At 61.6% G+C, this 19347-nt stretch carries 16 protein-coding genes and 1 tRNA gene; 12 read left to right on the forward strand and 5 right to left on the reverse strand.

Translation table 11 applies throughout. The features are described from left to right. Position 1 precedes the first annotated feature (1 nt). The 5 genes from rlmB (at position 2) to ACE3OH_RS01780 (ending at position 3956) form a co-directional block, all read left to right on the forward strand. Complete coding sequence (gene rlmB / locus ACE3OH_RS01760; protein WP_374347633.1) at positions 2–745, forward strand: 23S rRNA (guanosine(2251)-2'-O)-methyltransferase RlmB; 744 nt, start codon at positions 2–4, stop codon at positions 743–745. 59 nt (positions 746–804) lie between these two features. Beyond that, a tRNA-Glu gene (locus ACE3OH_RS01765) sits at positions 805–880 on the forward strand. Between the two features lie 56 nt (positions 881–936). After that, positions 937–1533 (forward strand): Rieske (2Fe-2S) protein, encoded by a 597-nt coding sequence (locus ACE3OH_RS01770; protein ID WP_374347635.1) that lies wholly within the window; start codon positions 937–939, stop codon positions 1531–1533. A 56-nt stretch (positions 1534–1589) separates the two neighbouring features. Continuing rightward, on the forward strand, positions 1590–3389 hold the full coding sequence (locus tag ACE3OH_RS01775; RefSeq protein ID WP_374347637.1) for a diguanylate cyclase: 1800 nt from the start codon (positions 1590–1592) through the stop codon (positions 3387–3389). Positions 3390–3584: 195 nt separating this feature from the next. Further along, positions 3585–3956, forward strand: coding sequence for a hypothetical protein (locus ACE3OH_RS01780; protein ID WP_374347639.1), 372 nt, complete (start codon positions 3585–3587; stop codon positions 3954–3956). Between the two features lie 39 nt (positions 3957–3995). Here ACE3OH_RS01780 and ACE3OH_RS01785 read toward each other — a convergent pair whose 3' ends face one another. Then, positions 3996–4901 carry a transcriptional regulator GcvA gene (locus ACE3OH_RS01785; RefSeq protein WP_374347641.1) on the reverse strand — a complete coding sequence of 302 codons (906 nt, stop codon included), beginning with the start codon at positions 4899–4901 and terminating at the stop codon, positions 3996–3998. Between the two features lie 183 nt (positions 4902–5084). Here ACE3OH_RS01785 and acnB point away from each other — a divergent pair, with 183 nt between their 5' ends. The 7 genes from acnB to ACE3OH_RS01820 all read left to right on the forward strand — a co-directional run bounded on the left by acnB (position 5085) and on the right by ACE3OH_RS01820 (position 16540). After that, positions 5085–7679 carry a bifunctional aconitate hydratase 2/2-methylisocitrate dehydratase gene (gene acnB, locus ACE3OH_RS01790; protein ID WP_374347643.1) on the forward strand — a complete coding sequence of 865 codons (2595 nt, stop codon included), beginning with the start codon at positions 5085–5087 and terminating at the stop codon, positions 7677–7679. Positions 7680–7916: 237 nt separating this feature from the next. Beyond that, positions 7917–9005, forward strand: coding sequence for a sensor histidine kinase (locus tag ACE3OH_RS01795; RefSeq protein WP_374347645.1), 1089 nt, complete (start codon positions 7917–7919; stop codon positions 9003–9005). A gap of 24 nt (positions 9006–9029) precedes the next feature. Next, positions 9030–9425 carry a response regulator transcription factor gene (locus tag ACE3OH_RS01800; RefSeq protein ID WP_374347647.1) on the forward strand — a complete coding sequence of 132 codons (396 nt, stop codon included), beginning with the start codon at positions 9030–9032 and terminating at the stop codon, positions 9423–9425. Between the two features lie 54 nt (positions 9426–9479). Continuing rightward, positions 9480–10673 carry an ABC transporter substrate-binding protein gene (locus tag ACE3OH_RS01805; protein ID WP_374347649.1) on the forward strand — a complete coding sequence of 398 codons (1194 nt, stop codon included), beginning with the start codon at positions 9480–9482 and terminating at the stop codon, positions 10671–10673. Between the two features lie 72 nt (positions 10674–10745). Continuing rightward, complete coding sequence (locus ACE3OH_RS01810; RefSeq protein WP_374347651.1) at positions 10746–13730, forward strand: PAS domain-containing protein; 2985 nt, start codon at positions 10746–10748, stop codon at positions 13728–13730. Next, complete coding sequence (locus ACE3OH_RS01815) at positions 13727–14578, forward strand: HD-GYP domain-containing protein (RefSeq protein WP_374347653.1); 852 nt, start codon at positions 13727–13729, stop codon at positions 14576–14578. Before ACE3OH_RS01810 ends, ACE3OH_RS01815 begins: the two co-directional genes overlap by 4 nt. A 456-nt stretch (positions 14579–15034) precedes the next feature. Then, on the forward strand, positions 15035–16540 hold the full coding sequence (locus tag ACE3OH_RS01820) for a peptide MFS transporter (protein ID WP_374347655.1): 1506 nt from the start codon (positions 15035–15037) through the stop codon (positions 16538–16540). Between the two features lie 137 nt (positions 16541–16677). Here the strand turns inward: ACE3OH_RS01820 and ACE3OH_RS01825 are convergent, their stop codons facing one another. From ACE3OH_RS01825 to argS, 4 genes are all read right to left on the reverse strand, one after another. Next, entirely contained in the window at positions 16678–17247 is a 570-nt protein-coding gene (locus ACE3OH_RS01825) for a cysteine hydrolase family protein (protein ID WP_374347657.1), read from the reverse strand. Continuing rightward, complete coding sequence (locus tag ACE3OH_RS01830) at positions 17244–17978, reverse strand: metallophosphoesterase (protein ID WP_374347659.1); 735 nt, start codon at positions 17976–17978, stop codon at positions 17244–17246. Before ACE3OH_RS01830 ends, ACE3OH_RS01825 begins: the two co-directional genes overlap by 4 nt. A gap of 22 nt (positions 17979–18000) precedes the next feature. Further along, positions 18001–18564, reverse strand: a complete 564-nt coding sequence (locus ACE3OH_RS01835) for a response regulator (protein ID WP_374347661.1) — start codon at positions 18562–18564, stop codon at positions 18001–18003. 6 nt (positions 18565–18570) lie between these two features. Beyond that, positions 18571–19347 (reverse strand): arginine--tRNA ligase (argS, locus tag ACE3OH_RS01840; protein WP_374347663.1); only part of this gene is annotated, 777 nt, incomplete at its 5' end.

Genomic DNA, 19347 nt, shown 5'->3' on the forward strand with positions numbered 1-19347 from the left:
AATGGCCAATACCCGCGTTTTGCATGGTTTTCATGCGGTCACTGCCCGGCTTGCCCGACAGCCGGGCAGCGTGCTGGAACTGTATGTGGCCAAGGGCAGGCAGGATCCGCGCATGGCCGAGTTGCTGCGCCAGGCCGAGACGGCCGGCACGCGGCTGATCGCTGCCGATGTTGGCCGCCTCGATGGCCTTGCCGGTCACCAGCGCCACCAGGGTGTGGTAGCAGTGATCGACGCCAGCCAGCAGCATGTGGTGCTGGAAGAGGTGCTGGAAGACCTGAAGGAGCCGCCCTTGTTGCTGATTCTTGACGGCATCACCGATCCGCATAACCTCGGTGCCTGCCTGCGAGTGGCCGATGCCATGGGCGCGCACGCGGTGATTGCGCCCAAGGACAAATCGGTGGGGCTCAATGCCACTGTCTCCAAGGTGGCTTGCGGTGCGGCGGAAGTGGTGCCCTATATCGTGGTGACCAATCTGGCGCGCACCTTGCGCGACCTGAAAGATGCTGGCGTGTGGATCGCCGGCACCGATATGGATACCGAAACCGATTTGTTCCACTTCAACCAGACTGGTCCGCTGGCCTGGGTGATGGGGGCAGAAGGCCACGGCATGCGGCGCCTGACGCGCGAGCACTGCGATGTGCTGGTCAGCATCCCGATGTTCGGCTCGGTGGAGAGTCTCAATGTCTCGGTAGCCAGCGGCATTTGCCTGGCCGAAAGCCGCCGCCAGCGCGTCTGCGCAGGTTGAGTGCGCGCACGCATTGACGAAACTGCGGGGCGGGCATAGAATCCGCCCTCCTCTACAGCGTCCCCATCGTCTAGAGGCCTAGGACACCACCCTTTCACGGTGACTACCGGGGTTCGAATCCCCGTGGGGACGCCAGTCAAATTCGCTGTTTGACCCGGCTTGGCCAGTGCTGATGTGTGTTGCATCTGGCAATGCGCCCAGTTGAATTCTCTGTTTTTCGCCGTGTCCGGCTAATCCCGATTTTGAATTCGAAGCGTGATGGCTATTGCACGCACAGCGGCCTTTACGGTCGAGCCGCGTCGTATGCTATACACAGCGGACTTGGCAATGGGATTATCTGCCCGCATGAGGCGCGCCTCGGTCAAAAGCACAAATTGAGTGGAGGGAAAATGGTGCAGACGATTTCCTGGGATGCACTGCCTGGCGCCCCCATGCCGGGGACCTTGCTATGCGATGCCGACGCGGTGCCAGATAATGCGGTATTGATGCTTGATCTGCCTGCTGCCGAGAAACCGTTTCGCCTTCTGTTACTGAGCCATCACGGCGTGGTACGCGCTTTTGTTAATCGTTGCGCCCATTTTGGCGTGCCTTTGGCGCAAATACCTGCTCACCTCAAATTCAATCCCGGGGTGAATTTGCGCTGCAATGTGCACTATGCCAGTTATCACTGGGCGGATGGTCGTTGCGAGTCCGGTGAATGTGCTGGCGAAGATCTGATATCGGTTCCGGTATTCCAGCGTGATGGGAAAATATTTATTGGGCTTGCAGAAAGCGTTGCCGATAATTAGCCATCCCGCAGCGAATAAAAAGCCAGCAGGCATGCAAAGCGGGCGGAGGAGCGATCTTGGCAAAGCAACTGGACAAACAAGCCTGGCGCGTGGATACCGAGGCCGCCTGGCTGGGACAATACGATGGCCTGCAGCCTGGCCTTTCCACGGCAGAGCAGGCCGTCATTGCTGCGGCCGCGCATGGTGACTTTCTTGGCGAGGCGCTGGCGGCCCTGGTGGTAAAGGTCTATCACGCACGCTATATGGTCAAGCCGGTCGCATTGAGCGAGCTCGATGTGATGGAGCGCCTGTTCGATGAATATGCATTTACCCGTGGCCAGATCCGGCTGATTTTCCTGCGCGGCTTTTTGATCAGCGATACCGGTGCCTATGCCGATGCCTGCTCCGTCATCAGCAAGGCGTTGGTGTTGATGGCAAGCCGCAGCGATGTGCTGCCGGTCGATGCCTTCATGATTTACAACTCCTACTACTTCTACTCGGCAGAAGGCGGCGTGGGTGAGGACTGGTTCCGCTTCGCCCACCGCGCCCTGGCCGCCGCGCGCCAGCTCGGCTCACCCTCTCACCTTGCCCTGATGCTGTCCAATCTCGGTTCTACCCATCACGAATCGGGCAACTATGAGGACGCCTTGGTGTTGCTGACTGAAGCATTAGGTCTGCTGCGCTCAGCCCGGCTGGATGCGATGGCGCCGCTGGTTGCCGGCAATCTGGCCATGTGCCAGCTGGCCATGGAAAACTACGACGGCGCCTGGGATACGGTGGTGCCCTATCTGGATATGGTCGAGCATAAGGAGGGCGCACGCAGCAGTGATTTCGCCTTTTTCGAAGCAATATCCGCACATGTATTTGCCAAGCGCGGTATGTCGGAACGGGCCGAAGCGTGGATTGCCCGGGCGCTCGCTCATGCGCTGGAGCATGACGATGTGCGCATTCAGGCGCATTGTCATTGGGTAAAGGGCTTGATCGAACAGGCGCAGGGCGATGTGCCGGCGGCCATTGCTGCGCTGCGGCAAGCCGAGCGGCTGGTCGGACAGCTCAACGACCCGTTTTATCCGACGGAAATCGAGCGGGCCTTATCGGAGGCCTATGCCGCCAGCGGTAATTTTGAAGCGGCGTATAGCCATATCCGCCGCCATATCACCTTGTTGGGCTCAAGTACGGCGGTTGCCAGCAAGGCAAGGATGCAGGCGACCCAGGCACAGTTTGAATTGGCCGAAACCGAGCGTGAACGCGATTTTGCCCGCAAGCAGCAAGGCGAGTCGGAGCGGGCACGCCAGGCGCTGGAGGCGCTGAATGCCGAATTGAAGAGCAAGATCGACGAGATCGAGGCGCTGCAGTCGAAACTGCGGGCGCAGGCGATCCGCGACCCGCTGACCAATCTGTACAACCGCCGCTACCTGCAAGAAGTGCTGAACAAAGACCTGTCGCAGGCCGAGCGCCGCAATAGCCCGCTATGCGTGGTGATGCTCGATCTTGACTACTTCAAGGCAGTCAATGATCAGTATGGCCATGCCATGGGCGACCAGGTGCTGATGGCGATGGCGCGCCTGCTGGGCGAAAGCGTCAGGGGGTCGGATCTGGCTTGCCGCTATGGCGGTGAGGAGTTCTGTCTGGTGCTTGGCGATATTGACTTGGAGCATGCGGTGAGCCGGGTCAGGTTCCTGCTCAAGCAGTACGAGGACATGACGGTGGAGTATGACGGTAAGTCACTGACCGGCCTTGGCTTCTCGGCCGGTGTAGCCCAATACCCCGAGCATGCCATTGCGGCAGAGGCCTTGCTCAAGGCCGCCGATGATGCGCTCTACCAGGCCAAGGCGGCGGGACGGCGCCAGGTGTGTGCTGCGCCCATGTCGCAATAGGGCGTTGATCGAATCGTCTGTTCACGCTGCGTCTGCAGCCTTGGAAAAAGACGGTTCACAAAGCAGCGTGCCACCCTTGGTGGCTGCAACGGCATTCCTGCTTGAGCCGCATTGGCTTTGCACCCTGGCTCAAGCAGAAGGCACAGGTCTTGCTTTTCCCGGCTTACCCGAAGCCGGAGACCTTGCGAATGTCCAGTGCCATCTACCGTTACCAGCCGCCAGCCACCAGCCACCAGCTCCAGCCTTACGCCAAAGCCTGGCGAAACTGCAAATGGTCCCGCCGCGCCGATTGCGCGCAATGGCGCGCCGGTAGCCAGCAATGCGGCAAATCCTGCCGGCAATGTGGGTGACCGGGTCACACTGGGGCGGCAGGCTGCCGGGGTTCAGGCATACAACCGGCGCGGCCAAGTGCTTGGGCAAGTGAAGACTACCCAGCATGGCCCAAGCGGCGCCACGCCACTCAGCAATGCGCCAGGTCAAACCCAGGCGGCCAAACCCAAGCCGGCCATTCCCAGCTTGTTTGATGCAATCAATGCCTTCAAGTCGCGCATCCAGAATCTGGGGTAGGCAGCATGGACATGCACACAAGCCGCTATCGGATGGTAGTCAGGTGGAAAGGCCGCGCTCCCGCTGCTCGGCACGCGCTTCCAGCCATTGGCAAAACGCGGTGATGGCCGGGTCGTTGGTGGCAGTGCGCGGCACAATCCAGCAATAGCCGCGTACCGGTACGACCGGCCCTGCCAGCGGCGCGATCAGGCGACCGCTGGCGATTTCTGCCTGCATCATCGGCATCGGCCCCAGCGCCACGCCCAGGCCATCGCGCGCTGCCTGCAGGGCCAGATAGAAATGATCGAACTGCTGAGTGGCTGCTGGCTTGAGGTCGGGTACGCCCGCCAGGGTAAGCCAGCGCTGCCAGGCAGTCGGGCGGGTGTCGGCGGTCAGCAGGGTGTGGTTCACCAGATCGCTCGGTTGCGAGATCGGTCGGCTGGCCAGCAGCTGCGGGCTGCATAGCGGCAGTTCCCACTCATCCAGAAACGGTTTGCTGATATGGCCCGGCCAGTCGCCCGGCCCGCGGCGGATCGCCAGATCAAACGGTGTATCGAGCCGGCTGATATCGCGGTCGGACGTCAATAGATGCAGGGCGATATCCGGATGCTGTTCCTGGAATTCCGACAGCTGCGGCAGCAGCCAGTGCATGGCGAAGGTCGGGGTGGAGTTGACCACCATGCGGCGCTGGCGGCTGGGCTCGCGGATTTGCGCGGTGGCGTTGGCGATGATGTCGAGGCCGTCTTGTACCTGTATCAGGTAGCGCCAGCCGACCTCGGTCAGCTTGACCCGGCCACCGGTGCGTTCGAACAACTTGGCACCCAGCCATTCTTCCAGCTGCTTTATCTGTTTGCTCACAGCACCATGGGTGACGAACAGCTCGTTCGCGGCAGCGGAAAAGCTTTCCAGACGGGCTGCTGACTCGAAAGCACGCAGTGCATTGAGCGGGGGGAGGGTAGGGTTCATCCTGTGATTTTACCTCACAAGATCTGTGGCGATTACTCGTTTGTGCGCAGCAGCACTTGGGGTTACCCTTGCGCCACTTCTAAGATTGTTCGTGACCTGGTGGCTGGACTGCCACACGACAATCGGGCCGCGCCACGCCGCTGCCCGCTTCCCGACAACGCAACCGCAAGCAAAGGTCTCCCCATGCTACAAGCCTATCGCCAGCACGTCGCCGAACGCGCCGCTCTTGGTATTCCGCCGCTTCCGCTCACTGCTCAACAAGTTGCCGAGCTGGTCGAGCTGCTCAAGAACCCGCCCGCTGGCGAAGAGGCCACGCTGGTCGACCTGATTACCCACCGCGTACCGCCGGGCGTGGACGATGCCGCCAAGGTAAAGGCGTCCTTCCTGGCTGCCGTGGCCGAGGGCGAAGTGAAGAGCCCCTTGATCGATCGTGCCCACGCTACCAAGTTGCTCGGTACCATGGTCGGCGGCTACAACGTCAAGCCGATGATCGATCTCTTGGGCGACGCTGAAGTCGGTGCCATTGCTGCCGAAGGTCTGAAAAAGACGCTGTTGGTGTTCGACTTCTTCCACGATGTGAAGGCGCTGGCCGATCAGGGTAATGGCAATGCCAAGGCCGTGCTGCAAAGCTGGGCCGATGCCGAGTGGTTCAAGAGCCGCCCGGAAGTGGCTGAAAAAATCACTGTCACCGTGTTCAAGGTACCCGGTGAGACCAATACCGACGATCTGTCGCCAGCGCCCGATGCCTGGTCGCGTCCGGACATTCCGCTGCACTACCTGGCCATGCTGAAGAACACCCGCGCCGATGCGGCGTTCAAGCCGGAAGAAGACGGCAAGCGCGGCCCGATGCAGTTCATCGAAGACCTGAAGAAGAAGGGCCATCTGGTCGCCTATGTCGGCGATGTGGTTGGCACCGGCTCCAGCCGCAAGTCCGCCACCAACTCGGTGGTATGGGCAACCGGCCAGGACATCCCCTTCGTGCCGAACAAGCGTTTCGGTGGCGTTACCCTGGGCGGCAAGATTGCCCCGATCTTCTTCAACACCCAGGAAGACTCCGGCTCGCTGCCGATTGAAGTCGATGTGTCCAAGCTTGAAATGGGCGATGTGATCGATATCTACCCCTACGCCGGCAAGATCGAGAAGAACGGCGCGCTGGTGGAATCGTTCAAGCTCAAGTCCGATGTGATTCTGGATGAAGTCCGCGCTGGTGGACGTATCAACCTGATCATCGGCCGTGGCCTCACCGCCAAGGCCCGCGAAGCGCTGGGTCTGCCGGCTTCCACCGAATTCCGCCTGCCCAAGGCGCCGGTCGATTCGGGCAAGGGCTTCTCGCTGGCGCAGAAGATGGTGGGTCGCGCCTGTGGCCTGCCGGAAGGCCAGGGCGTGCGTCCCGGTACCTATTGCGAACCGAAGATGACCACCGTGGGTTCGCAAGACACCACCGGCCCGATGACCCGCGACGAGCTGAAAGACCTGGCTTGCCTGGGCTTCTCGGCCGATATGGTCATGCAGTCGTTCTGCCACACCGCCGCTTACCCCAAGCCGGTGGACGTGAAGATGCACAAGGAACTGCCAGCCTTTATCAGCACCCGTGGCGGCGTGGCCCTGCGCCCCGGCGATGGTGTGATCCACTCCTGGCTGAACCGCTTGCTGCTGCCCGATACAGTCGGTACCGGTGGCGACTCGCATACCCGCTTCCCGATTGGTATTTCCTTCCCGGCCGGTTCCGGTCTGGTGGCCTTCGCCGCTGCCACCGGTGTGATGCCGCTGGACATGCCCGAATCGGTGCTGGTGCGCTTCAAGGGCACCATGCAGCCCGGCGTGACCCTGCGTGATCTGGTCAATGCCATTCCGCTGTATGCCATCAAGCAAGGCTTGTTGACCGTGGCCAAGGCGGGCAAGAAGAACATCTTCTCGGGCCGTATCCTGGAAATCGAAGGTCTGCCGGACTTGAAGGTGGAACAGGCGTTCGAGTTGTCCGATGCTTCGGCCGAGCGCTCCGCCGCCGGTTGTACCGTGCATCTGGACAAGGCACCGATCATTGAATACATGACGTCGAACATCACGCTCATGAAGAATATGATCGCCGATGGCTATGCCGATGCCCGCACCCTGGAGCGCCGCATCAAGGCCATGGAAGCGTGGATCGCCAAGCCGGAATTGCTCAAGGGCGATGCCGATGCTGAATACGCTGCAGTCATCGACATCGATCTGGCCGATATCCACGAACCCATCGTGGCCTGCCCGAACGATCCGGACGACGTGAAGACCCTGTCGGAAGTGGCGGGCGCCAAGATCGACGAAGTATTCATCGGTTCGTGCATGACCAACATCGGTCACTTCCGCGCCGCCGGCAAGCTGCTGGAAGGCAAGCGCGATATCCCGGTCAAGCTGTGGGTGGCCCCGCCGACCAAGATGGACGCCGAACAGCTGACCAACGAAGGCTACTACGGCACTTTCGGCACCGCCGGTGCGCGCATGGAAATGCCAGGTTGCTCGCTGTGCATGGGTAACCAGGCACAGGTGCGTGAAGGCGCAACCGTCATGTCGACCTCGACCCGCAACTTCCCGAATCGCCTGGGCAAGAACTCGAATGTGTATCTGGGCTCGGCCGAACTGGCCGCCATCTGCTCCAAGCTCGGTCGCATCCCGACCAAGGAAGAGTATATGGCCGATATCGGCGTGATCAATGCCAAGTCCGCCGAGGTCTACCGTTACATGAACTTCAACGAGATCAAGGAATACCAGGACATTGCCGACAGCGTGTCGGTCAAGTAATCGCTGCCTGGATCCCGGCCAAGCCTGACCCACCGCCTGTGCGGTGGGTTTTTTATTGCCCGCCCGGTTTGGCGGCAAGCTGGGTAGCGGCGGCTGCCACTGCCGCAAATATCTACCAAGCAACCGCTTGTCTGAATGATGTAAATACTGAAAGTATCAAAATTGATAATTATCAAAACCTAATATAGCATGGGTTCATGACCAACCAGCCCGGCCTGGCAGCCGAAGGGATGCATCATGAACCGCAATATGCGCCTGATGTTCGAACGTATTCGCGACGGCGTGGTGATCGTCAGTCCCGACGGAATCGTTCGTTACGCCAACCCGGAAGCTGCGCGCATCATGCCGATGCTGGTCGGTGCGGCGCTTGATCAGCCGCAACTGCTTCGCCAGCTGCAGGCTGCACGCAATGGCCATATCGCTTTACCGGTGCAGTTCCGTCTTGATGCTGATCATCAGCAGGACGGACTGGACGCCTACTTGCTGGCCAGCCCGGTCGGCGAGGATCTGATCCTGCTGCTGCATGACGATGGTGCCAAGCGCCTGTACGAGACCACGGTACGCAATCTGATGGTGCTGGTGCAGGAGGGCTGCGAAAGCTCGGCGCAAGCCTGCCTTGATGCGTTTGCTGCACTCAAGGATGCCGATAGCGATGCCGATTCTGTGCGCGAACAAGCCCATCTTGCCTGGCAGCAGTTCAATCAGCGCATCACCGAGCTGACCATGCTGGCTGCCGCCAGCGCCAATGCGCCGCTGGAACAGAATGATCGCCTGCCCCTGGCCGAGCTGCTGAAGGATTCTCTATCCCTCGCCCAGCCCGATGCAAAGCAACGACGCATCACCCTGACCCTGGCAGTTGATGAAGCCAGCCTCCCTACCGTCTACGGTAGTCGCGACTGGCTGAGCCGGGCAATTGGCGAACTGGCTGCCTATCTGGTCTGCCATGCGCCGAGCGGCGGCGAAGTATTGGTGCGCGCCCATGTCCATGGTGAATTCCTGGCGCTGCAGCTACGCAGCAATGGCCGGCCGATCCCGGCGGCGCAGCGCGACCGGCTGTTCCTGCCGTTCGAGGGCTGCCAGTCCGAACGCGGCCAGCGCGCCCTGCGCGGCTTGGGCCTGGGCATGACCCTGGCCCGGGCGGTGATCAGCCGCCATGGCGGCCATGTACGCCTCGATGAGAGCGATGAGCCGAGCCTGATGATCGAACTGCCGATCGGTGCGCCGCATCAGGCCGAAACCGTCGATGCAGCGCAAATGGAGCGCTACGCGCGCGACCTCAGCCGTTTGATGGCCAGGCGCCAGACTGCCCCGGCCTTGCCGCAGTAAACCTGCAACGCGTAGGAGAACATCATGAAAACCCTGCTGCTGGTGGTCGAAGACCAAACCGATATCCGCAAGCTGATCCGCATGACCCTGAGCTTTGGCGACTACGAGGTCCAGGAGGCCGATCACGGGCTGCTGGGCCTGAAGATGGCCGAGGCCATGCATCCGGCCTTGATCCTGCTCGATGTCATGATGCCGGGCGAGCTCGATGGCTTGCAGGTGTGCCAGCGTATCCGCGCCGATCCGGCCCTACGCGACACCCTGGTGGTGATGCTGACGGCAAGAGGCCAGCAGGCTGATTTCGATGCTGGCAAGGCGGCCGGGGTCGATGCCTATCTGACCAAGCCGTTCAGCCCGCTGGAGCTGATCGACACGGTGGAAAACCTGCTGAAAACCCGCCCGCCGCTGGCCATGGCAGCCTGATTGCGCCGAAGGCAACAGCCTGCAACAGCAGGCGTCTGGCAAAGGGGAACGATCATGTACAAGATGCTGGCAGGATGGATGACAACGCTGTGCCTTGCCCTGACGGCCACAGCGGCCGAGCCGGTTCTGCTCGGGCTCGATGCCGAAGTGTCCGACCGCACTTCCACGTCCGATGATGCAATCCGCTTCGGTATCGAGACGGCAATCAGCGAGATCAATGGCGCAGGCGGGGTCCTCGGTGGCCGCCCCTTGCAGCTGGTAGTGCGCGACAACCGCTCGGTGCCGGCGCGTGGCCGTGAAAATGTCGCCGAGTTTGCGCGCATGCCCGATATGGTGGGCTTTTTCACCGGCAAGTTCAGCCCGGTTGCCATCGAAGAGTTGCCCACCGCCTATGCCCAGGAGCTGCTGATGCTCGACCCGTGGGCGGCTGCCGATCCCATCGTCGATAACGGTCATGTGCCCAACTATGTGTTCCGGCTGTCACTGCGCGATAGCTGGGCGATGGATACCTTGCTGGCTTATGCCCGCAGCAAAGGCTTCGACAAAGTCAGCCTGTTGCTGTCCAACAATGCCTGGGGGCGCAGCTGCGCCGCGGCGGCCGAGCGCTATGTAAAACGCCACGACGATGCGGTGCGCCTGGCATCGCTGGAGTGGTTCAACTGGGGCGGCGAGCAAAGTTTTGCCGAACAATACCTGCGCATGCGCAAGGCCGGTGCCAAGGCCATCATCCTGGTGGCTAACGAAGGCGACGGCAACCAATTGGTGCGACAACTGGCTGCCTTGCCGCCTGCGGATCGCCTGCCCGTGCTTAGCCACTGGGGCATTGCCGGGGGCGACTTCCCGACCCTGGCCGGGCCGGCCCTGCACACGGTCGATCTGGTGGTGGTACAGACCTTTGCCTTCAGCAATGCACGCGGCCCGGCTGCCCGCCAGTTCGAGCGCAAGGCCCTGGCGCACTTCGGTGCCAGCCAGCCGGATCGCCTTGCTTCGGTGGTCGGCATGGCGCAGGCCTATGACCTGACGCATCTGCTGGCCAAGGCAATCGCCCTTGCCGGCAGTACCGAGCGCCCGGCCATCCGTGCGGCGATGAGCCGCGTCAAGGGATTCGACGGCGTGGTAAAGCGCTACAGCCGGCCCTTTGCCGATCAAAACGAAGCCTTGAGTGCCGCCGATGTATTTCTGAGCCGCTATAGCAGCGACGGCCGGCTTCAGCCGGTGGATGGCACCATGGGCATCGCCTTGCGTTAGCCAGCAAGGCTTGCCAGCTTCGCACCGCAGACCGCAGCCGAGCCGCTGCTTGAGGCAGCCAAGGAGCAGATCGTGAAATCGATTCCATGGACCAACAAGGGTGTCATCACCCAGCGCCTGGGCAAATGGCTGGGCAGTCGCGGCAGCGTCGGCCGGCATATCCTCGGCTTGTCGGCGGTGCTGGCAATCAGCATTACCCTGATGCTCGGCATCGGTTCCTATTTGCTCACCTATAGCCATCTGCGCCAGCAGATTGCCGGGCAGCTCGACTATTCGAGCCGCATGCTGGCGCAGCGCATCGACTTCGAGTTTCACAGCGCCCATGACGAGGCTGCCGAATTGTCGCGTCGCTCGTTGCTGGCAAATGCCCTGTCGGACTCGCAAGGTGCCAATGCGTATGTCTACCCCTTCCTGCGCGAGTACGAGCAGGCGCGTCCCGACGTATTGCTGCTCGGCATCTATGACGCGAATGGCGATGCGGTCAGCATGTCCGGCAAGATCGACACCAGCGATCTTTCAGTTCTGGACATGCGCAAGCGGGTCAATGAGGGCCGTGCGTTCAGCATGATCGAGCCGGTAGGCAAGGACGGCCTGCATTTGATCATGGGCTTTCCGGTGACCTACCTGCCCACCGGCATGGTGGAGGGCATGATGGTGATGGAGGTGGACCTGGCAGCGCAGATGCGTCGTGCCTTCCAGAGCCTGCCGGCCGATTTCGGCGCACGTCTGAACCTGCATGACCGGCCGGTGTACCGCGCCGGCACAGTGCAAGAAAGCCGCCTGAATCGTGCATTGACGCTGGACAGCTATCTGGGCAGCCTCGGTCTCGGGGTCACCGTGCTGCTCGACGAGTCAGCGCTGGAGCGGCCGCTGCTGCGCCTTGCCGTGCTGCACCTGCTGGTACTTTGCCTGGTGATCCTGTGCGCGCTGGCGCTGGCGCGCCGTGCCAGCCGGCATATCGTCGAGCCACTCGATGCCCTGGCCGATGCCGCTCAAGAAGTCGTGCAGTCGTCGGTGCAGCGCTTTCAGGAAGTGCATGTCGGCGGCTCGCGTGAGGTGCAGCATCTGGCTGCGGCCTTCAACCGGATGGTGAAGCAGCTGCGTGGGCAACAGAATGACCTGGAAGCACGGGTTGCGGCACGCACCGAAGCGCTGGCCTCGGCCGAGCGGCGTTTGTCCGACATCCTCGCCTCGATGCGTGATGTGGTGTATTCCGCCACCCTCGATATGAAGCAGTTTCTCTACCTGAGCCCGGCAGCGCGGACCATGTTCGGCGTGCTGCCGGACAGCCTGGTCGCCGAGCTGAGCGCCTCGCCCAAGGCCTGGCTGTGCCTGATGCCGGAAGCGGACCGGCTGGCCATGAGCGAGTTGATGAGCCAGCTCGGTCCCGATAGCGCGGGCGAAGCACGCTATCGCATTGTGCGTGCCGATGGCGAAGTGCGCTGGCATGCCAACCGTTACCACGTGGTGCTCGATGCGGCTGGCCAGCCCTTGCATGTGGCCGGCATTGTCAGCGATATCACCGAGCGGGTGCGTGCTGACCAGGCGCGCGAGCAGGCCGAGGCGGAGTTGCTGCTGCGCGATCGCGCCCTCGCTTCCACCCACAATGGCGTCGTGATTGCCGATATCAGCAGCCCCGATCAGCCCATCATCTTCGTCAATCCGGCCTTCGAGGCCATGACCGGCTACCAGGCCAGCGAGGTGCTTGGGCGCAATTGCAGCATGCTGCAAGGACCGGGAACCGATAGCTTTGCCATCGAAGAGCTGCGCCAGGCGATCAAGGATGGCCGCGAATGTACCGTCACCCTGAAGAACTACCGCAAGGATGGCAGCAGCTTCTGGAATCAGCTGTCCATCTCGCCGGTCAGCGGTGCCGACGGGGTGGTGCGCCACTTTGTCGGGGTGCAGAACGATATGTCCGAATTGGTGCAGCGCGATGAAACGATTCGCGACTGGGCCTACCGGCAGGAGGTGATCTTTACCCTGACGCCGGATGGCTTCGCCACCTTCGATCGCCACGGTCGGCTAGAGTATGCCAACCCCGGCTTCGAGCGCATGACCGGCATGCTGGTGGGTGACTTGCAAGGGCTGGAGCTGGCCGAGCTGCAACGGCGCCTGGGGGCGCAGCTTGACCGCAATTCACCCGAGGCCAACCTGTGTGACTGGGTCGCCTGGCATCGCGATCAATCGCTGGCCGACAATCTGTTTGGCAGCGATCCCTTGGTCTTGCCGGTATTGCGCATCAGCCGTCCCTCACTACGCGAGGTGCAGCCGTCCATCTTCTACACCGATAGCGAAACCACCTGCATCGTGCTGCATCTGCGCGATATCACCCGCGAACGCGAGGTGGACCGCATGAAGAGCGAGTTTCTCTCTACCGCCGCCCACGAATTGCGCACACCGATGGCGTCGATCATGGGCTTTTCCGAGCTGCTGCTCAGTCGCCAGTTTCCGCCCGATATGGCGCGCGACATGCTGGAAACCATACTTCGCCAGTCGCGCCGCCTTACCAATCTGCTCAACGAATTGCTCGACCTTGCCCGTATCGAAGCGCGGCGTGGTCAGGACTTCAAGCAACAGCGGCTATCGCTGGCCAGTTGGGTGGGCGATGCGGTCAAGGCGGTGTGTGTGGATGACTATGCCGCGCGGATCGAGATCGGCACGCTGGCCGATGCGCAGGTGATAGGCGATGCCGCCAAGCTGCAGCAAGCCTTGCTCAATGTGATCAGCAATGCACTCAAATACTCGCCCAATGGCGGTGTGGCCACCGTGTCGGCCGAGGTGGTCGGTGGGCGGGTTGCCGTACGCGTGGTGGATCAGGGCATAGGCATGAGCAGTGAGCACCTGGCGCGGGTATTCGAGCGGTTCTTTCGCGCCGACCCCAGCGGCAATATTCCGGGAACCGGCCTTGGCATGTCGCTGGTCAAGGAGATCATCGAACTGCATTTCGGTGAGGTGCAGATCAGCAGCGAAGTGGGGCAGGGCACCTGTGTCACCCTGTGGCTCAAGGTGGCACCTGCCGAATTGGCGCCCGTTGAACAGGAGCTTGCAGCATGAAAACCGATCTGATCGAAATGGACAATGCCATGCTGATCGAGGAAATCGACCTGGCGTTGCCGCGCACCCCTATCGAATCCCCGCTCAATGCCGATGCGGAGCAGGCCGGTGCTGATGGCGCCTACCGGCAGATGCACCGGCTGATGGAGGATATGGGCGCCGTGCTACGCCAGCGCGATGCAGCGCTCGATGCGCTGTTCTGCGCACAGCAGGAAATCCTGATTCGGCTTGCCGCAGCCGCAGGTTGGAAAGACAGCGACACCGGCGAGCATATCGTGCGCATCGGCGTGCTGTCGGCCATGCTGGCCTCGTGGGCCGGGCTCAGTGAAGCGGTGTGTGAGCGGATCGGCCGGGCAGCACCGATGCATGATATCGGCAAGGTGGGCGTTCCTGACTGCATCCTGAAAAAGCGCGAGCCGCTCAGCGATGCCGAGCAAGCCATCATGCAGACGCATCCGGAGATCGGGGCGCGCATCCTGGGTGGCTCGCGCGTGCCCGAATTGCAAGTGGCAACCGAAATCGCCCTGGCTCATCACGAGCGATTTGACGGTAGCGGCTACCCGTTCGGCCTGAAAGCCGGCGAGATTCCGGTCAGCGCGCGCATTGTTGCGCTGATCGACAATTACGACACCCTGCGCATGGATGCCTGCAATCGTGCAGCGGTGGAGCGCGAGGAGGTGGCAGCCTATCTGGCTGCCGGCGCCGGTACCCAGTTCGACCCGTGGTTGACCGCACTGGTACTGGAGCACCTCGACCAACTCGAAGTGGCACGCCTGGCGGTAAACGCCTGGGCGCGCGATGCCGAGCTATCCAGCCTGCCGCAAGGTTTCTGGCGCCGCTTTGTGTGAAAGTCATCTTCAGTCATGGTGGCTGGCTCCGTGGCTATCTGGATGGCTTTGGTGATGCCTGGTAGCCGGATGCAGCCGCAGGCGAAATCCGGGGTGAGCTTGAAGCTCGCATGATGCGCGCTGACTCTTGCAAATGCCCCCCGCCAGGCCTTCCACTTCGCTCCATCTGCCGAATGACAATGCGATGGCTTGCACGACAAGCCGTGCTTGCCTAGGTGGATTCGGGTGCCAAACCCGCCAAGCCGGCATGTTGGCGAAACGAAACACATAGCAAGTGCTAATACAGCATCGCGCCCGGGCCAGGTCGGTCGCGCTATCATGGCGCCCTTTGGCGGCGCGTTCGCGCTGCCCGGCTGCCCTGGTGCTGTAGCGCCAGGGTTCTTGCATTCATGCGCAACCCAGACCTGAGCACGGCCAGAGGCCAAGCGCACAGGCAGTTCACCCTCGGAGGACATCTTGTCTTCTCTCAAACAAAAACTGGCCGGCATTCCTGATGGTGCCGCATCGCTGTTCTTTATCCAGATGTTTTCCACTCTGGGTTATGCGGTGCTCTATTCATCCCTGGTGCTGTATGCCACCAAGCATATGCACTTGTCCGACAAGGATGCGACGGCGCTGATGGGGGTGTTTGGCGCTTTCAACTATGGCCTGCACCTATTCGGTGGCTATCTGGGCGGGCGTTTTCTCAGTAACCGCAATCTGTTTGTCGGCGGCATGGCGATGCAGGTGCTCGGTTGTGCCTGCATGGCGACCGGTAGCGAAGCCATGTTCTACTGGGGTCTGGCCATGTTCCTGACCGGTAGCGGCCTCAATGTCACCTGCCTGAACATGATGCTGACCCAGCGCTTTGCGCCGGACGACACCCGGCGCGAGAGCGCTTTCCTGTGGAACTATGCCGGTATGAATGTCGGCTTCTTCATGGGTTTTACCGGCGCCGGGCATTTCCAGCAGTCGCTGGACTATTCCAGCATGTTCATCTTCGCTTCGCTCGGCAATCTGGTGTCGATTGCCCTGGCCGCGTTCAACTGGAAGACGCTGACTGATCGCAACACGCCCTTGCTGGACGTGTCGCCCAACCAGTTCAAGCAACGCTTTATGGTCGGCTTGGCAATTGTGGTTGGCCTGGTGCCGCTGATCCAGACCGCGCTTCATGTGCCAGCCATTACCGGCCATCTGGTGGAAATCGTCAGTGCAATCGTCTTGCTGGCGCTGATTTACCTGACCGTACGCCACCCGGATGCGCGTGAACGCAACAATATGTGGGCCTATCTGGTGCTGACGGTGGGCTCCTTGGTGTTCTGGTCGCTGTACCAGATGGCGCCGAGCGGCCTTGCTTTGTTTGCTGACCGCAATGTCGACCTGATGGTCATGGGCGTACTGATTACCCCGCAATGGATCCAGAATATCAATACCGTGGTGGTGGCAGTTGGCGGCCCCTTGATGGCCATCCTGTTTACCCGCTTGCGCGAGCGCGGCTGGAAGATCGACGTGCCCAAGCAGTTCTCGGTGTCGATTTTGCTGATGGGTGTTGGCTTTCTGGTACTGCCACTGGGCATTTCCATGGCCGGGCCCGATGGCAAGAGCGCCTTTGTCTGGCTGTTTATCAGCTATGTACTGCAAAGCGTGGGTGAGTTGCTGATCTCGCCGGTGGGCTACGCCATGATCGGCCGCCTGGCGCCGCGCCAGTACCAAGGCATCATGATGGGTAGCTGGATGATGGTGACCGGCCTCGCCTCGGTGTTCGCCGGCCGCTTCTCCGGCATGATTCCACAGCCGGAAGGCAATTCCGCCCTGGCTACCAACCCGGCTTACGCCAGCCTGTTCGGCCAGCTTGGCTGGGGCAGCGTGATTGTCGGTGTGGTGCTGGTCGCGCTGATCCCGTTCCTGACCCGTTTGATCAAGGATAAGGACGACGCGACGACGAATAGTCAGGAAGCGCCGCTCGCACCGGTAGCCCATTGAAAGCGGTGGCGCCACCTCGCTTGCCGACCGTGCCGCCAATGCGCCTCCCCCTTCAAACGGGGGAGGTTCGCGTGGCGCGAACAATGCACGCCCTTTGTTGGGCCGGCGATATCGCCCCCCAAGATTTCTAGAGCCTGTTAACGAGCCGCAGCCAAGTTCGTCAGCACGGCTGCGGTATCGACAATGCGGGCGTATTCGCCATTGAGATTGCTCAAAGCCATCTGGTGGATGTCTTCTGCACTGCGAACCTTGCCCGACAGATCGGGCCGATCGAAGGTATAGCAAGCGTCGCTGACTACGGTGGTAATGAAGTCGAGGCAGCCGGCAGCGCGTGCGGTGGCCTCCACCGAATAATTGCTGGCTACGCCGACAATCACCAGCGAATTGATCGAGCGCACGCGCAGCCAGCGCTCCAGGCCCGATTGGGCGAAGGCATCGGTGACATGTTTTTCCACGATGTGCTCGTGATCGAGCGGCATAAAGCGGCTTTGAAATGCTGCACCGGGCTTGCCGGGCCAGAACACCGATTCGGGCGAGCGCGACATATGGCGGATATGCACGATGGGCGCGTCAAGCGCGCGCCAGGCGGCCAGCAGGCGTTCGATATTGGCTTCGGCCTGCGGATTGTTGCGCGGACCGATAGCAGGGTCGGCCATGCATTGCTGCATATCGATGATCAAGAGTGCGGCTTGGTTTGGTTTGCTCATGTCACATATCCAGTCAGCAGGGCTTGTGCCCAGTCTGGCCGCTGCTGCTTGAGCGCCAGCTGGGCCATGGGCGCGGGGTCGTAGGGTACGTTGAGCAGCTGGCTGTGCCAGTGCCCCGCGCGGTAGTCGATCAGCGCATAGCGCGCATCGGGCGAGCCCGATTCGATGGCATGCGGATAGGGGTAGTCGTCGAGATAGGCGGGATGGCCCACGCTGCCGGGGTTGACGATCAGCATGCCGCTGCGGCTACGTACACTGCGGGGGACGTGGGTATGGCCGCACAGCAGCAGTTCTGCCTGCACGCCGCCTAGGCGTGCTTCGATTTCCTCGGGCCGCGCCGGCCGATCTGCGTTTTCCAGCAAGGACAGCACATCGCTGTGCGGCGTGCCATGGCAGGCAAACACCTGCTCACGCCATTGCAGGGCAGGGCGCAGGCTGGCGATCCAGCTCAGCTCGTGCTCGCCCAATTGCGCATGGGCAAACTGGTCGGAAGCGGCTGAGCGCTCGTTCAGTTCAAGTATCTGCCGCTCATGATTGCCGGCCAGATGGGTCCAGTCCTGCGCCATCAGGCATTGCGCGGTTTGCAGCGGTAGCAAGGGGCCGGACAGGCTATCGCCCAGATTGATCACCGCATCGACGCCGTGGCGACGGATATCGGCAATCACCGCTTCCAGCGCGGCGAGATTGCCGTGGATGTCGGAGAGTACGGCAATGCGCAGCTCGCCAGGCATGGGTTTATCGCGGCAACCCAGCCTAGGCGCCGTCGCGCCCGAGCAACAAGCCACGGATCAGTGCTTCGAGTTGGTCGAAGGCAATCGGCTTGCCCAGCACGGTGACATTGTCGGGCAGGCCGCCGCGCTCGTTGATCTGGGCTGCGTCTAGCGCGCTGACCACGATAATGCGCAGCTGGCGGGTTTGCGCGTCGGCGCGTAGCTGGCGGATCAGGCTGAAGCCATCGACTTCCGGCATCATCAGATCGGTAATCAACAGGTCCGGCGTGCGCCGGGCAATGCGCATCAAGGCGGCTACGCCGTTTTCTGCCGTCTCAACCGTAATCGGCAGCCCCCAGCTAGTGAGCATGCGATCCATCAGCTTGCGCAGGGCGGGGTTATCTTCGGTAACCAGCACATCGAGCGGCCGGCTTCGGTCATTGCGCTGCCGCAGCAGCGCCTCGACCGAGTCGCGATAAATGCGCCGATGCCCACCCTCGGTTTTCCAGGCCTGCAGCTTGCCGGACTCCACCATGCTTTGCACGGTGGCGACCGATACGCCCAGCAGGGCCGCCGCTTCACGGGTGGTGCAGAAGGTGTCGCTCATGGCGGCCTACATGGCCTCCAGCACATTGATGCCCAAGAGGCCAAGGCCAGTGGCCAGGGTCTTGCCGGTAGCATCGCACAGCTTCAGGCGTGAAGGATTGGCGATGCCGTTTTCGATGACCGGGCAGGCTTCGAAGAACCGTGAAAACGCGGTCGCGACGTTGTACAGATAAGCGCACAAAAAGTGCGGTTGGCTGTCGCGCGCCACCTGGTAAACAACGTCAGCAAACCGGGCCAGCTCCAGTGCCAGTACATGTTCTGCCGATGTTGATATGGTGATCGGTGCTGCCGCATCCCATTGTCCGGCCTTGCGGAAGATGCTTCTGACCCGGGTGTAGGCGTATTGCAGGTAGGGGGCCGAGTTGCCTTCGAAACTGAGCATGGCGTCCCAGTCGAAGATGTAATCGGTATTGCGGTTCTTGGAGAGGTCGGCGTATTTCAGTGCGCCAATGCCGACGGCACTGGCAATATCGCGGCGGCTCGCTTCGGGCAGGTCGGGGTTCTTCGCGCTGACCAGTTGAAAGGCCCGCTCAACCGCCTCGTCAAGCAAATCGACCAATTTGACGTTTTCACCAGAACGCGTTTTCAGTGGCCTGCCATCGTCGCCCATCACCATTCCGTGACCGACATGCTCGTAATGCGCATCGAGCGGTAACCAGCCAGCTTTTCGGGCAGTGACGAATAGTTGTTGAAAGTGCAGGCTCTGCCGGGCATCGACCAGGTAGAGGCAGCTGTCGAGCCGGAGTTCACGCGTACGGAAGCGGATAGCGCCCAGATCAGTCGT

The organism is Chitinimonas sp. (assembly GCF_041904975.1).
Classification (GTDB): domain Bacteria; phylum Pseudomonadota; class Gammaproteobacteria; order Burkholderiales; family Chitinimonadaceae; genus Chitinimonas.

Excerpts from the sequence above, each read along its gene's own strand:
- rlmB (WP_374347633.1), top strand. The coding sequence starts at position 2 with ATGGCCAATACCCGCGTTTTGCATGGTTTTCATGCGGTCACTGCCCGG.
- ACE3OH_RS01770 (WP_374347635.1), top strand. The coding sequence starts at position 937 with ATGCGCCCAGTTGAATTCTCTGTTTTTCGCCGTGTCCGGCTAATCCCG.
- ACE3OH_RS01785 (WP_374347641.1), bottom strand. The coding sequence starts at position 4,901 with ATGAACCCTACCCTCCCCCCGCTCAATGCACTGCGTGCTTTCGAGTCA.
- acnB (WP_374347643.1), top strand. The coding sequence starts at position 5,085 with ATGCTACAAGCCTATCGCCAGCACGTCGCCGAACGCGCCGCTCTTGGT.
- ACE3OH_RS01795 (WP_374347645.1), top strand. The coding sequence starts at position 7,917 with ATGAACCGCAATATGCGCCTGATGTTCGAACGTATTCGCGACGGCGTG.
- ACE3OH_RS01800 (WP_374347647.1), top strand. The coding sequence starts at position 9,030 with ATGAAAACCCTGCTGCTGGTGGTCGAAGACCAAACCGATATCCGCAAG.
- ACE3OH_RS01805 (WP_374347649.1), top strand. The coding sequence starts at position 9,480 with ATGTACAAGATGCTGGCAGGATGGATGACAACGCTGTGCCTTGCCCTG.
- ACE3OH_RS01815 (WP_374347653.1), top strand. The coding sequence starts at position 13,727 with ATGAAAACCGATCTGATCGAAATGGACAATGCCATGCTGATCGAGGAA.
- ACE3OH_RS01825 (WP_374347657.1), bottom strand. The coding sequence starts at position 17,247 with ATGAGCAAACCAAACCAAGCCGCACTCTTGATCATCGATATGCAGCAA.
- ACE3OH_RS01830 (WP_374347659.1), bottom strand. The coding sequence starts at position 17,978 with ATGCCTGGCGAGCTGCGCATTGCCGTACTCTCCGACATCCACGGCAAT.
- ACE3OH_RS01835 (WP_374347661.1), bottom strand. The coding sequence starts at position 18,564 with ATGAGCGACACCTTCTGCACCACCCGTGAAGCGGCGGCCCTGCTGGGC.